We start from the raw sequence: 13,058 nt of genomic DNA, 5'->3' as shown, positions 1-13,058 counted from the left end.
CGTTGACGATATTCCATAGTATGAATACGACTGCATCAGCTTTAACGGCGCAACGTTTGCGAATGGATGTTATTTCTTCAAACATGGCGAATGTTGATACTACTCGTGCAAAACAAGTAAATGGAGAATGGGAGCCATATCGACGAAAATCGGTAACTTTAACTGCTCAAGAAGGACAATTTTCAAATTTTTTAAATGTAGCAATGGGGAAAACATCAAAACATGGAGTAGGAAACGGTGTGAAAGTATCAAAAATTAATGAAGATACGGAAACACCGTTTAAACTTGTTTATGATCCAACACATGTAGATGCTAATGAAGATGGATATGTTCGTATGGCAAATGTTGACCCATTGAAAGAAATGGTAGATTTAATTTCTGCTACGCGGTCATATGAAGCGAATGTAACGGTTTTTAATGCGAATAAATCGATGTTAACAAAAGCATTAGAAATTGGTAAATAATACATATAGAAAGGATGAAGGACTTTGGTAATAAATTCAGTTTCGATGATGACTCCACCAACAACAGTGAATGAAACGAACAAACATTCTGCAACACCATATGAGGCACAACAAAGCTTTGCTCAATCATTAAAAAATGCAATTTCAGAAGTTAATGCACAACAAATCCAATCAGATATTAAAACAGAAAAATTAATCAATGGCGGAGATGTTGATCTACATGACGTAATGATTACAGCACAAAAAGCAAGTATTACGTTAAATGCAACGATGGAAATTCGTAATAAGGCAGTGGAAGCCTACCAAGAAATTATGCGAATGAGTGTATAATTAATCGGTTAAAGCGGATCGGATATTGTTGAAGCATTCACTAATACCGGAGGATACATAATGAATGAACGACTGACGAAAGTAAAAACCGATTCGACTAATTTTTGGTCGAGTCGTACAAAAAATCAAAAAGGCGCAATAATTGGTACACTTGTAGCTGTATTAGCTTTAGCAGGTGTTCTTACATACTTTTCTACCCGCACAACGATGGTGCCGCTATTTACGGAAATCACACCTACTGAAGTAGGGAAAATTGCTGATGTCCTAAAAGCACAAGGCACTACATACGAAATTGCGCCAGGTGGTAATAATATTTTAGTACCGGAAGACCAAGTGGATGCATTAACTGTTTCATTAGCTGCGCAAGGCTATCCCGAATCAGGTGCGATTAATAACTCGTTCTTTACGCAAAACGCTGGTTTCGGAATGACTGATAATGAATTTAATGTAATTAAACTTGCTGCAACACAAACAGAATTAGCAAATCTGATTAAGACGATCCAAGGTGTGCAGGATGCAAAAGTTATGATTAACTTGCCTGAAGAAGGCGTATTTTTGAAGGATGCTAAAGGTGAATCATCTGTAGCGATCATCTTAAATACAGAGCCAGGACACCAATTTACTGATCAACAAATTAAAACGCTTTACAACTTAGTAGCAAAAAGTGTACCGAATTTAAGTATGGAAAATATCAAAATATCTAACCAATATGCAGACGATTTTGATTTAGATTCTGCGACAAATAACGGTAACTCAGTTGGTACTATCGATGGTCAAATGAATGTAAAGAAAACGATTGAACGCGATCTACAACGCCAAGTGCAAACTATGCTTGGTACATTAATGGGCGATGATAAAGTTGTTGTCTCTGTAACAACAGATATCGACTTTAAGCAAGAAAACCGCGAAGAAAACTTAGTGAAGCCTGTAGATGAGGAAAATATAGAAGGACTTGCAATTAGTGTCCAACGTATTACTGAATCATATGCAGGTTCAGGTGCTGCCGCCGCTTCAGGAACACCTGAAGCAGGAGAGGTAACAGATAATTATACAGATTACAAAGAAGGTACAACTGGTGACGGAGAATATGAGCGAGTTGAAGAAACAATTAATAATGATGTCAACCGTATTCGTCGTGATATTCAAGAAAGTCCTTACAAAATTCGAGATATCGGTATTCAAGTAATGGTTGAACCACCAGAGCCTGCTAATGCCGAATCTCTTCCGGAAAGTGTTCGTGCAGATATCGAGCAAATATTAGCAACAATTGTACGAACTTCTATTGATAAAGAAGCAGCAGGGAATTTAACAGAAGAAGAAATTAATGAAAAAGTGGTTGTATCTGTACAACCATTCTACGGAAAAGAAGTTGCTGATTCAGCTAAACCTACTGCTATTCCTTGGTGGGTTTGGGTAATCGGTGGCATTTTAGTAGTGGCCATTGCTTTATTAGTATTCTTTATTTTACGTTCACGTAAGCGTCAACAACAAGAGGAAGAATTAAGCATTATTGAACAACAACAAGAATTAATCGTAGAAGATATTGCTGAAGAAAAAGAAACAGAAGCAACAATACGCCGTAAGCAACTAGAAAAAATGGCGAAAGATAAGCCAGATGATTTTGCGAAATTGCTACGTAGCTGGATTGCTGAAGACTAATAGGAGGTTCGGCTGTGTCCAAGAAAGATAAAGAACTAACAGGAAAGCAAAAAGCTGCCCTACTATTAATATCTCTAGGACCAGAAGTTTCGGCTTCTGTATATAAACATTTAAATGAAGAAGAAATTGAAAGATTAACTTTAGAAATTTCAGGTGTTAAAAAAGTAGAGGCTAATGTGAAAGAAGATATTATCGAGGAATTCCATAATATTGCATTAGCGCAAGATTATATTACACAAGGCGGAATCGGTTATGCGAAGACTGTACTAGAAAAAGCATTAGGTGCAGATCAGGCGCAAGCTATTTTAAATCGCTTAACATCTTCACTGCAAGTCCGTCCATTCGACTTTGCGCGAAAGGCTGACCCAGCGCAAATTTTTAACTTTATTCAAAATGAACATCCGCAAACAATTGCCCTAATTCTCTCTTATTTAGAACCGGGTCAAGCGGGGGTTATACTTTCTTCATTACCGCAAGAAGTTCAAGCAGATATAGCTAAACGTATTGCAGTAATGGATTCAACATCACCAGAAGTTATTAGTGAAATTGAATCAGTTTTAGAACGTAAGCTTTCTTCTACAGTTACGCAAGATTACACTGAAACAGGTGGCGTAGATGCAGTAGTTGAAGTACTTAACGGAGTTGACCGTCAAACAGAAAAGACGATTCTCGATGCGCTTGAAATTCAAGATCCAGAGCTTGCTGAAGAAATCAAAAAGCGCATGTTCGTATTCGAAGATATCGTTACGTTGGATAATCGTTCCATTCAGCGAGTTATTCGCGACTGTGAAAATGAAGATTTATTATTGTCGATGAAAGTATCATCAGATGAAGTAAAAGATATTATTTTCCGTAATATGTCACAACGGATGGCAGATACATTTAAGGAAGAAATGGAAATCATGGGACCAGTTCGTTTACGCGATGTTGAAGAGGCGCAATCACGAATTGTTGCAGTTATCCGCCGATTAGAAGATGCGGGTGAGATCATTATTGCTCGTGGTGGAGGAGATGACGTAATTGTCTAGAATCATCCGCTCTATGCAAGCAGCGCCACTTGATGAAGAAAAAGTGGTGAAAATCGAAATAAAAGATATGTTCCAACCAATTTTTGGTCAAGAGCTGAGTGAGCAAGTTTCAGAACAACCGCAATTGACTATTGAAGAAATTGTTGCTGAGCGAGATAAATATTTAGCAGAAGCGCAACAACAAATTGCGCAAGAGCGTGAGCAATTCGAGCAATTTCGTAATGAGCAGCTTGATGCAATAGAGCAACTAAAATTAACTTGGGAAGAAGAGAAACTCTTCCTACAGCAACAAGCATATGACGAAGGTTTTGCTAGTGGTTATGAGGAAGGGATACAAAAAGCAAATGCTGCGATGGCAGAGGCTCTAAAAGTGGCGAATGAAACAGTAGTCCATTCCGCAGAAAATGCACGCAAATATATCGAAGACCAAGAGTTTGTTATTTTAGAGTTAGCTTTAACAGCTGCAGAGCGCATACTTGATGTAACGCTAGATCGAGATGATGAAATGTTTACTGGAATTGTGAAACGTGGTTTAAAAGAAGCGCGTGAAATGAAAGAAGTAAAAGTATATGTTTCTCCTCAATACTATGAGAATGTAACGAAAAATCGTGATGAGTTAGCAGAAATGTTCCCTCCGAATGTACCTTTACTATTTTTTGTAAATGAAGATTTGCATCAGACAGAAAGTTACATTGAAACGAATCATGGGCGAATAGTATTAACGATAGATGAGCAATTAAATGAGCTTCGTTTAAAACTTAATGAAATTTTAGAAAGCAGGGAATGATACGGATGAAAACGGCTCAATTAATCGGGAAAATTCCAACTCTAAATACGTTTAAAAAATTTGGACGCGTAACGAGAGTAGTAGGCTTAATGATTGAGTCGCAAGGTCCGGAAAGTTCAATCGGTGATGTTTGTAAAATTCATGTCAATACAGTACAAAATGGCCAACAAACGATTTTAGCTGAAGTAGTAGGCTTTAAAGATGAGATTGTTGTATTAATGCCTTTTTCGTCTTTACGTGAAATTTCAATAGGCTGTTTAGTTGAAGGAACTGGTAAGCCTTTGGAAGTGAAAGTAGGACCGGAGTTAATAGGAAAAGTACTCGATTCAATGGGGAATCCTTATGATGGCTACTCTTTACCGAAAGGGCTAGTATCGGTACAAACTGAGCAAGATCCACCGAACCCGATGACTCGTCCTCCAATTAATGAAAAAATAGAAGTAGGCGTGAAAGCAATTGATGGCATGCTAACGGTCGGTATGGGGCAACGTGTTGGGATTTTTGCCGGTTCGGGAGTTGGTAAAAGTACTTTACTTGGTATGATTGCACGCAATACCGAAGCAGACTTAAATGTTATTGCACTAGTTGGAGAGCGTGGTCGTGAAGTTCGAGAGTTTATCGAGCGTGATTTAGGGCCAGAAGGGTTAAGTCGTTCTATTGTTATTGCAGCAACGAGTGATCAGCCCGCACTTATGCGAATTAAAGCAGCGTTTACGGCAACTGCGATTGCAGAATATTTTCGCGATCGTGGAATGAATGTCATGTTGATGATGGACTCAGTAACGCGTGTTGCGATGGCGCAACGAGAAGTGGGTTTAGCTGTCGGAGAACCACCAGCAACAAGAGGATATACACCTTCAGTATTCGCTATTTTACCTACTCTATTAGAGCGAACAGGTACGAACTTAAATGGTACAATTACTGCCTTTTACACCGTGCTTGTAGACGGTGATGATATGAATGAGCCAATTGCCGACACAGTACGAGGTATTTTAGATGGACATATTGTTTTAGATCGTACACTTGCTAATAAAGGACAATATCCTGCAATTAACGTATTAAAAAGTGTTAGTCGATTAATGAACCATATCGCAGAGCCAGAGCATGTAAAAGCTGCTGAACGATTAAGGGAGCTTTATTATACATATGCGAAATCAGAGGACTTGATTAATATAGGTGCATACAAGCGTGGAACATCACGCGAAATTGATGAAGCTATTCAGTATGAGCCACTTATTACTGCGTTTTTAAAGCAAAGTTATAAAGACAATGTATCATTAGAGCAAACTGCAAATGAACTCATCACATTAGCAAATGGTGGTGCAGGGTCGTGACACAGTACACATATCGATTCGAAAAAATATTGACAGTGCGTGAACAAGAAAAGTCGGAATCGGAAATAGCATATAAAGAATCTGTGCGCGCTTTTGAAGAAATAGCAACGAAACTTTATGAATTGCTAAAGAAAAAAGAGGAAATAATTGAATTCCAGCAAGAGCGCCTTAAAGTAGGCTCTTCTATTGATGAAATTAGCCATTATGCTAGTTTCATAGATAGTATGGAAAAGACAATAGCGGATGTGCAAAATAAAGTTGTACAAGCCCGGTCGAAAATGAACTGGCACGAACAAAAACTATTAGAAAAAAACTTGGAAGTACGTAAATTCGAAAAAATGCGAGAAAAAGATTTTGATATGTTTAAAAATGAACAAAATCGCATCGAAGCAATACGTTTAGATGAACTCTCAACAATTGCGTACAACAAGAGAGAAATCAGGTGATTTCATGGTAAAAAATAAGGTAGAAAATATAAATATTGAAGAGACTTCAGAAAAGGGGCCTGGTATTTTTCAAAAATTATTTTTTTGGGTACTAATTCCTCTGTTGTTTACGCTTACTATTTTCTTAATAATAGCTCAGTTTACAAATACAAATGTATTCCAATTTGCAGATGGTATTAAAGATAAAGTGCCATTTTTACAATCTAATGATACAGAGATTATTGAAGATAGTTCTTTGAATGAGCAAAAGGTCGTTACCTTACAAGCTCAAATACAAGAAAAAGAAGCGGAAATTTCTCAATTACAAACGAAAATTAGTTCTTCAAATGAAGAAGTAGAAGCGCTGTTAGCGGAGCAAGAACGACTGCTTTTTGAAATAGAAAAATTGAAGCGTGATCAAGAACAAACAACAAAAGACTTTAAAGATATCTTATCTACATTTGAAAAAATGCCAGCTAAAACAGCTGCACCGATCTTAGTTAAAATGAGTGATGATGAAGCTTTGCGTATTTTGTCTAGTATGAAACCAGATACATTATCAGCTATTTTTACGAAAATGAGTCCAACAGATGCTGCTAGATATACAGAATTATTAGCTAAAAATTAATATAAAAGGAGGTGAAACAATGAATATCGCTATGATGCAACAACTAGCTCCAAAAGTGGGTGTACAAAAACAAACAGCTACTCAAAATACGCAAACGACTCAAACATCGAATGCGAAAAATGAGAAATTTGGTGCAGTATTCAGCGAAGTAATAGCATCTAAAAATAAGCCGGTACAGCAACAAGATACGCAAACGTCTAATGCGGAATCAGTTGAAGCAGTGTTGTCAGCAGATTCATTAGAAGAATTACTAGATGTACTACAAATCCCACATGATGAAGCAGTATTTTTCGTAGAAATTAATGGAAATGCAGTAGCAGTGGATGAAATGATGAACACAGAGGATTTAGCAGCAGCACTAGGCATGGACGTAGAAGATCTAATGGCTATTGTAGAAGAGCTACTAGGTGAAGAACTTCAAACAGATGATGTGTGGGCAATGATCGAGCAAGCACCAAATCTTTTAGCGCAGGTGATGGCAGCCCTCCAAGGTGAACATCAAGTACCACCACAAGATGCAGAAAAAATAGTGGAATTTTTAAAGCTAGCACAATTAGTCGGCTCAAAAACGGATAGTATGTATAACCAAGAAATGCAATTGCCACAGCTTAAAGAGTCGTTTCAACAAATAATGACTCAAGTTCAACAATTGCTACAACAAGAAGCGCCGAAAACACCAGTGATCCAGCAAGTTGTACAACAAATTGTTCAACAAACTGTAAAACAAGAAGTGGATACAACGCAAATAAACGCAACCCAGCACCAACAGTTAACAACACCGACCAAAACGGTTACATTAACGTTGCCAGCAGAGCGTCCTGCACAATCTGAAGCGCTTTTAAAGGAAATTCAAAACTTAATAAATCGTAGCCAAATGTCCAATACGCAAGGCACGATGAAGTTAATGCTGAAGTTATATCCTGAAAATTTAGGCTCAATTCGTATTGAAATTATGCAGAGAGATGGCGTTTTAACAGCTCGTTTATTAGCGACAACAACTGCAGGTAAAGAATTATTAGATTCCAACTTGCACCAATTGAAAACGGCATTCGTTGCACAAAACATTCAAATGGAGCGTATTGATGTTGCGCAATCATTACAAGATGCCGAGCGAAATATGCGTGATCAAAGCTTCTTCAATAATTTCTTTAAACAACAATCAAATGAAGAGCAGGAAACAGACGATGACGAAAAGGATGACGATGAAAAGTCATTTAGTGATTTTTTAAATGAGGAGGTGTAATTAAATGACAAATAAAATAACGAATGATTATTACTTTTCAAGCTACACACCGCCTACGAAACAAACGGGTAATAGCGAGCTTGGTAAAGATGCCTTTTTAAAGCTACTAATTACACAGCTACAAAATCAAGATCCAACTAATCCAATGGACGATCGTGAATTCATCGCTCAAATGGCCCAGTTCTCTTCGCTAGAACAAATGCAAAACATGACAAAAGCAATGGAGGACCTACTAGAATCACAACATCAAACACAATTAATGTCCTATACATCTTTCATCGGAAAAGAAGTAAAATGGCATGAGTTAACAGAAGAATTAGATGAAAAAGGTAATCCGGTTATTAAAGAAGGTACAGGAACAATTAGTGAGTTAAAATTTGTTGATGGTGACGTAGTCTTTATTTTAGCTGATGGAAAAGAAATTACCCCTGGTAACATTTCATCAATTTTAGGTAATGCTTCGAGCTCAGGTGGCGCAACTACTGAAAATCCGTTTGCAGAGGCGAGTAAACTAATCGGTCAAAAGATTCAGTACAGCATTGATGGAGAAAATGTACAAGCGATCATTGAAGCGATCACAACAAAAAATGGAGTTATCGAATATTTGTTGAATAATGGTACTCGGTTAACAAAGGATCAATTTGAAATTGTAGAACCAACTGAACCGACTCCTGAAGAACCAAATGATAAAACAGAAACAGAGTAAGGTGGTGTGATGATGAACCGAATAAATATTCAGAGCATCCCGTTTCATCCACCTTTAAAACCGACAAATACGACCAAACAATCGCAAGGTACTTCTTTTAAAGAGCATATGCAACAGGCGACTGAAGCAGACGAACTGAAAATTAGTAAGCATGCAACTGAGCGAATACAGGAGCGCAATATTAATATTTCAGATGCTGAGTGGCAAGTTGTAACGAATAAAGTATTTGAAGCTCGAGATAAAGGTGTAACTCAACCATTAGTATTAATGGAGCAAGCAGCACTTATTGTTAGCGCGAAAAATGCGACAGTTATTACTGCAATGGACCGCGCAGAAGCGAAAATGCAGCTTTTTACAAATATTGATGGAACAATTGTGCTCTAGGCTGGACCTTATAGGAAGCCTACAACACTACAGACTGATCGATGTAGTGTGAACCAACGTTTGCGTACTCGTAAACGAATTTGACAAGACGAAGGGAGAACAAAACTATATGTTACGTTCTATGTATTCAGGTATTTCAGGTCTTAAAAATTTCCAAACTAAATTAGATGTAATTGGTAATAACATCGCAAATGTTAATACACATGGCTTCAAAAAAGGGCGCGTCATTTTTAAAGATTTAATGTCTCAAACAGCTGGATCTGCTTCAGGTTCAACTGGAGCAACTGGTGGTGTAAATGCGAAACAAGTTGGCCTTGGTTCGACGTTAGCCGCGATTGATACAATTCATGGCTCGGGCTCACGTCAAAATACAGGACGTACATTAGATATCGCTATTGAAGGTGATGGCTTCTTCGTAGTAGGTGGCCGTGCTGGGGATGATCAAGAGGAACCAGTTATCGGTGGCTTCGATAATATTAAATATACACGTGCTGGGAACTTTTATATGGATAACGAAGGCTTCTTAGTGAATGCGGACGGGTACTATTTGATTGGACTAAATGGCGATGCAGGAGACGTTCCTGAAGGTGCACCAGAAGGGGATGATATTATTGGTCATCAGCCAATAGGTAAAGATGAAAATGGAGATCCACTAGTACCAGATGACGATAGTGTTTACAATCCGGAAGACCCATTAGCACCTACAGTAGATCAAGGTGGTCGTATTTATATTCCTGCGGATGCACAATCAATGTCCATTGGGCTAGATGGGCGTGTAACATATGTTGATAAAGAGGGGGCGTTGCAATTTGCTGGGCAATTAGTAATGGCAAAATTCCCAAATGCTGAAGGTTTAACAAAAGACGGCAATAACTATTATCAACCATCTGCTAACTCAGGTGCACCAGGCTTTTCAGCAGGTAGCTTAAATGGTATTGGTAAAGCAGTGTCAGGTGCGCTTGAAATGTCTAACGTCGACTTATCTGAAGAGTTTACCGAGATGATTGTTGCGCAGCGTGGTTTCCAAGCAAATACACGTATTATTACAACATCAGATGAAATTCTACAAGAATTAGTTAACTTAAAACGATAGTACTAATTTCGTAAAATAAATTCATTGCAAGGGAGGGTCGGGCCGGCTCTCATAAGACCCGGCCCCATTTCAATGATTGAACTAACTCGCCTAAATGGCAAAGTGTTTTCATTAAACGCTTTATACATAGAAACAGTCGAAGCTTTTCCAGACACTACTATTACGCTTACGACTGGTCGTAAATTCATAGTTTTAGAAACTGAAGAACAGGTGCGACAAAAGGTTAATGCCTTTTATCAACATATACAAGTACTATCAAACCCGCATCTACGAGGTGAAGAAGATGAAGAACAATAAAATGTTAACGGTCATGCTCATCATTTTAGTGTCTATTACACTAATAGGCGTTGTGTTCTTTGTAATGTTTACGCAATTGAAAGAGTCGAAAACATTAGAGCCAACAATTGATGAGATTTTAGAAGCGTCAGTTGATGTACCAGAAATTACAACAAATTTAGCGGACAAACGGTTTGTGAAAATGCAGTTAAAAATACAAACAAATGGCAAAAAGTCGGCTGAAGAGTTAGCAAAACGTGATTTCCAAGTGAATAATTTAATTATTCAAGAATTATCAGAAATGACACAAGAAGATTTAAAAGGTAAGGAAGGAAAAGTATTGTTTGAAAAAACATTAAAAGTTCATATTAATGACTTAATGCAAGTGGGTGAGGTTAAACAAGTTTACATAACCTCCTACATCATTCAGTAAAAGAAACATCTTTGAAATGGAGGTGGGCAAATGGCAGGAGATGTAATGTCCCAATCCGAGATTGATGCGCTATTATCCGCGATATCAACTGGAGAAATGTCAGCAGATGACATGAAAAAAGAAGAGGAAACTAGAAAAGTAAAAGTATATGATTTCAAACGTGCTCTTCGCTTTTCGAAAGACCAAATCCGAAGTTTGACCCGAATACATGAGAATTTTGCAAGACTACTTACAACATTCTTCTCAGCACAACTAAGAACATATGTACAAATTACAGTGGCATCGGTTGACCAAATACCGTTTGAAGAGTTTGTTCGATCAATTCCGAACATGACATTAATAAATGTATTTGAAGTACCGCCGTTAGATGGTAATATTTTAATGGAAATTAACCCGAATATTGCTTATTCAATGTTAGACCGTTTAATGGGTGGTACCGGAGCAAGTCATAGTAACGTTGATAATTTAACTGAAATTGAAACGAAAATTATGACGAATTTATTCGAGCGATCATTTGATAATTTACGTGAGGCGTGGGAGAACATTGTCGAAATTGATCCAATGTTAATTGAACTTGAAGTTAACCCACAATTTTTACAAATGATTTCCCCAAATGAAACGGTTGTTGTTATTTCGTTAAATACAATTATCGGAGAAACGACAGGTATGATTAATATTTGTTTACCACACGTCGTTCTTGAGCCAATCGTTCCTAACTTATCGGTACGATACTGGATGCAGGCAAATACGAAAGAGCTTTCTCCAGATCAATCGAAAATGCTTGAAACACGAGTGAAACAATCCGAGTTACCTGTTATTGCTGAGCTAGGTACGACACAAATATCAGTGGAAGATTTCTTAACAATGCATTTAGGGGATGTTATCCAACTAGATCAAAAGTTTGCCAATCCTTTAACATTAAAAGTCGGTTCCTTACCGAAGTTCACTGTACAACCAGGTAAACTTAATAAAAAAATGGCAGTCCAGATTATCGACCCTTTGAAAGGAGGAGACGAAGATGAGTGATGAAATGCTCTCCCAAGAAGAAATTGAGGCTCTATTAAGGGGCGAGACGTTGGAGGATAGAAACAACGTATTAGAACAATCCGCAACAGTTATTGAAGATGAGATTATTGTAGAAGACTATCTAAGTCTGCTTGAACAAGATGCATTAGGAGAAGTAGGGAATATTTCGTTCGGTAGCTCAGCTACAGCACTTTCTGCTTTACTTGGACAAAAAGTTGATATTACAACGCCAAGTATTTCAATGATTAATCGAAATCGTTTAGAAGAGGAATTCCCGCATCCATATGTTGCAGTCCAAGTTGAATATACAATTGGTTTATCTGGCATGAATTTGTTAGTTATTAAACAATCAGATGCTGCAATAATTGCAGACTTAATGCTAGGTGGGGATGGATTAAATCCAAAACCAGAATTAGGCGAAATTCAGCTAAGTGCAGTACAAGAAGCGATGAATCAAATGATGGGTTCAGCTGCAACGTCTATGTCAACTGTATTTAATAAGAAGGTAGATATTTCACCACCATCAATTGATTTAATGAATATTTCTCAAAATGAAGGTCGCGATAATATACCAGATGATGACTTATTAGTACGTGTTTCGTTCAGATTACGTATTGGCGAGCTGATTGATTCGAATTTAATGCAATTATTACCTTTAAACTTTAGTAAAAAAATAGTAAAGTCATTAATGGGGGAAGTTGATGAATCGACACCGGTAGAATCTACACCACAGCCAGCGACTATTCAATCACAACCAGCAGCGCAACCTGCGACGACACAACAGTCAGTACAGCAGCCAGTTCAACAACCACTACAGCAAGAGGCGCAGCAACCGATGTATCAGGAGCCTGTATATCAACAGCCAATGTACCAGCAACCGATGTATCAAATGCCGCAACAACCTGTTAATGTACAACAAGCACAATTTGCAAGCTTTGAACAAGCAAATATAACGCAACAAGAAGCACGTAATTTAAATATGCTTTTAGATATTCCGCTGCAAGTGACGGTTGAGCTTGGTCGTACAAAACGCTCAGTAAAAGAAATTTTAGAATTATCTAGTGGTTCTATTATTGAGTTAGATAAGTTAGCAGGTGAGCCTGTTGATATTTTAGTCAATAGTCGTTTAATAGCTAAAGGTGAAGTAGTCGTTATTGATGAAAACTTCGGTGTGCGTATTACTGATATTTTAAGCCAAGCAGATCGCTTAAATAATTTACGATAGTTTTAAATTGGAGGAAT

16 protein-coding genes are annotated in these 13,058 nt (G+C 37.7%); all 16 read left to right on the top strand.

All coding sequences use genetic code 11. The annotated features are described in order from the left end of the window. Positions 1-2: 2 nt before the first annotated feature. A complete protein-coding gene (flgC, locus tag AAFN87_RS08750; RefSeq protein WP_347790662.1) occupies positions 3-464 on the top strand; it encodes a flagellar basal body rod protein FlgC in 462 nt (153 codons plus the stop codon). A 24-nt stretch (positions 465-488) separates the two neighbouring features. Further along, on the top strand, positions 489-794 hold the full coding sequence (gene fliE, locus AAFN87_RS08745; RefSeq protein WP_481886461.1) for a flagellar hook-basal body complex protein FliE: 306 nt from the start codon (positions 489-491) through the stop codon (positions 792-794). A 60-nt stretch (positions 795-854) separates the two neighbouring features. Continuing rightward, complete coding sequence (fliF, locus tag AAFN87_RS08740) at positions 855-2,453, top strand: flagellar basal-body MS-ring/collar protein FliF (protein ID WP_347790661.1); 1,599 nt, start codon at positions 855-857, stop codon at positions 2,451-2,453. Between the two features lie 14 nt (positions 2,454-2,467). Further along, positions 2,468-3,481, top strand: a complete 1,014-nt coding sequence (gene fliG / locus AAFN87_RS08735; protein WP_347790660.1) for a flagellar motor switch protein FliG — start codon at positions 2,468-2,470, stop codon at positions 3,479-3,481. Beyond that, positions 3,474-4,268 (top strand): flagellar assembly protein FliH, encoded by a 795-nt coding sequence (gene fliH / locus AAFN87_RS08730; protein ID WP_347790659.1) that lies wholly within the window; start codon positions 3,474-3,476, stop codon positions 4,266-4,268. The genes fliG and fliH overlap by 8 nt, the downstream gene beginning before the upstream one ends. A gap of 5 nt (positions 4,269-4,273) precedes the next feature. Next, on the top strand, positions 4,274-5,602 hold the full coding sequence (fliI, locus tag AAFN87_RS08725) for a flagellar protein export ATPase FliI (protein WP_347790658.1): 1,329 nt from the start codon (positions 4,274-4,276) through the stop codon (positions 5,600-5,602). Further along, complete coding sequence (gene fliJ, locus AAFN87_RS08720) at positions 5,599-6,048, top strand: flagellar export protein FliJ (RefSeq protein ID WP_347790657.1); 450 nt, start codon at positions 5,599-5,601, stop codon at positions 6,046-6,048. Before fliI ends, fliJ begins: the two co-directional genes overlap by 4 nt. 4 nt (positions 6,049-6,052) lie before the next feature. After that, positions 6,053-6,655: a MotE family protein gene (locus AAFN87_RS08715; protein WP_347790656.1), complete on the top strand. Its 603-nt coding sequence runs from the start codon at positions 6,053-6,055 to the stop codon at positions 6,653-6,655. 19 nt (positions 6,656-6,674) lie between these two features. Continuing rightward, on the top strand, positions 6,675-7,898 hold the full coding sequence (locus AAFN87_RS08710) for a flagellar hook-length control protein FliK (RefSeq protein WP_347790655.1): 1,224 nt from the start codon (positions 6,675-6,677) through the stop codon (positions 7,896-7,898). A 4-nt stretch (positions 7,899-7,902) separates the two neighbouring features. Further along, entirely contained in the window at positions 7,903-8,604 is a 702-nt protein-coding gene (gene flgD / locus AAFN87_RS08705) for a flagellar hook assembly protein FlgD (RefSeq protein WP_347790654.1), read from the top strand. A 12-nt stretch (positions 8,605-8,616) separates the two neighbouring features. Further along, a complete protein-coding gene (locus AAFN87_RS08700) occupies positions 8,617-8,988 on the top strand; it encodes a TIGR02530 family flagellar biosynthesis protein (protein WP_347790653.1) in 372 nt (123 codons plus the stop codon). A gap of 109 nt (positions 8,989-9,097) precedes the next feature. Beyond that, positions 9,098-10,081 carry a flagellar hook-basal body complex protein gene (locus AAFN87_RS08695; RefSeq protein ID WP_347790652.1) on the top strand — a complete coding sequence of 328 codons (984 nt, stop codon included), beginning with the start codon at positions 9,098-9,100 and terminating at the stop codon, positions 10,079-10,081. Positions 10,082-10,153: 72 nt separating this feature from the next. Continuing rightward, complete coding sequence (locus tag AAFN87_RS08690) at positions 10,154-10,378, top strand: flagellar FlbD family protein (protein WP_347790651.1); 225 nt, start codon at positions 10,154-10,156, stop codon at positions 10,376-10,378. Further along, positions 10,365-10,790 (top strand): flagellar basal body-associated protein FliL, encoded by a 426-nt coding sequence (gene fliL, locus AAFN87_RS08685; protein WP_347790650.1) that lies wholly within the window; start codon positions 10,365-10,367, stop codon positions 10,788-10,790. The genes AAFN87_RS08690 and fliL overlap by 14 nt, the downstream gene beginning before the upstream one ends. A gap of 30 nt (positions 10,791-10,820) precedes the next feature. Beyond that, positions 10,821-11,816 carry a flagellar motor switch protein FliM gene (gene fliM, locus AAFN87_RS08680; protein WP_347790649.1) on the top strand — a complete coding sequence of 332 codons (996 nt, stop codon included), beginning with the start codon at positions 10,821-10,823 and terminating at the stop codon, positions 11,814-11,816. Continuing rightward, positions 11,809-13,041: a flagellar motor switch phosphatase FliY gene (fliY, locus tag AAFN87_RS08675; RefSeq protein WP_347790648.1), complete on the top strand. Its 1,233-nt coding sequence runs from the start codon at positions 11,809-11,811 to the stop codon at positions 13,039-13,041. Before fliM ends, fliY begins: the two co-directional genes overlap by 8 nt. Positions 13,042-13,058 lie beyond the last annotated feature (17 nt).

It is taken from the genome of Solibacillus sp. CAU 1738, from assembly GCF_039888725.1.
Taxonomy (GTDB): domain Bacteria; phylum Bacillota; class Bacilli; order Bacillales_A; family Planococcaceae; genus Metasolibacillus.
The sequence above is the reverse complement of the archived record's forward strand: the minus strand, read 5'-3'. Positions and strand labels throughout refer to the sequence as shown.

Excerpts from the sequence above, each read along its gene's own strand:
- fliF (WP_347790661.1), top strand. The coding sequence starts at position 855 with ATGAATGAACGACTGACGAAAGTAAAAACCGATTCGACTAATTTTTGG.
- fliI (WP_347790658.1), top strand. The coding sequence starts at position 4,274 with ATGAAAACGGCTCAATTAATCGGGAAAATTCCAACTCTAAATACGTTT.
- AAFN87_RS08715 (WP_347790656.1), top strand. The coding sequence starts at position 6,053 with ATGGTAAAAAATAAGGTAGAAAATATAAATATTGAAGAGACTTCAGAA.
- AAFN87_RS08710 (WP_347790655.1), top strand. The coding sequence starts at position 6,675 with ATGAATATCGCTATGATGCAACAACTAGCTCCAAAAGTGGGTGTACAA.
- flgD (WP_347790654.1), top strand. The coding sequence starts at position 7,903 with ATGACAAATAAAATAACGAATGATTATTACTTTTCAAGCTACACACCG.
- AAFN87_RS08700 (WP_347790653.1), top strand. The coding sequence starts at position 8,617 with ATGAACCGAATAAATATTCAGAGCATCCCGTTTCATCCACCTTTAAAA.
- AAFN87_RS08695 (WP_347790652.1), top strand. The coding sequence starts at position 9,098 with ATGTTACGTTCTATGTATTCAGGTATTTCAGGTCTTAAAAATTTCCAA.
- AAFN87_RS08690 (WP_347790651.1), top strand. The coding sequence starts at position 10,154 with ATGATTGAACTAACTCGCCTAAATGGCAAAGTGTTTTCATTAAACGCT.
- fliL (WP_347790650.1), top strand. The coding sequence starts at position 10,365 with ATGAAGAACAATAAAATGTTAACGGTCATGCTCATCATTTTAGTGTCT.
- fliM (WP_347790649.1), top strand. The coding sequence starts at position 10,821 with ATGGCAGGAGATGTAATGTCCCAATCCGAGATTGATGCGCTATTATCC.
- fliY (WP_347790648.1), top strand. The coding sequence starts at position 11,809 with ATGAGTGATGAAATGCTCTCCCAAGAAGAAATTGAGGCTCTATTAAGG.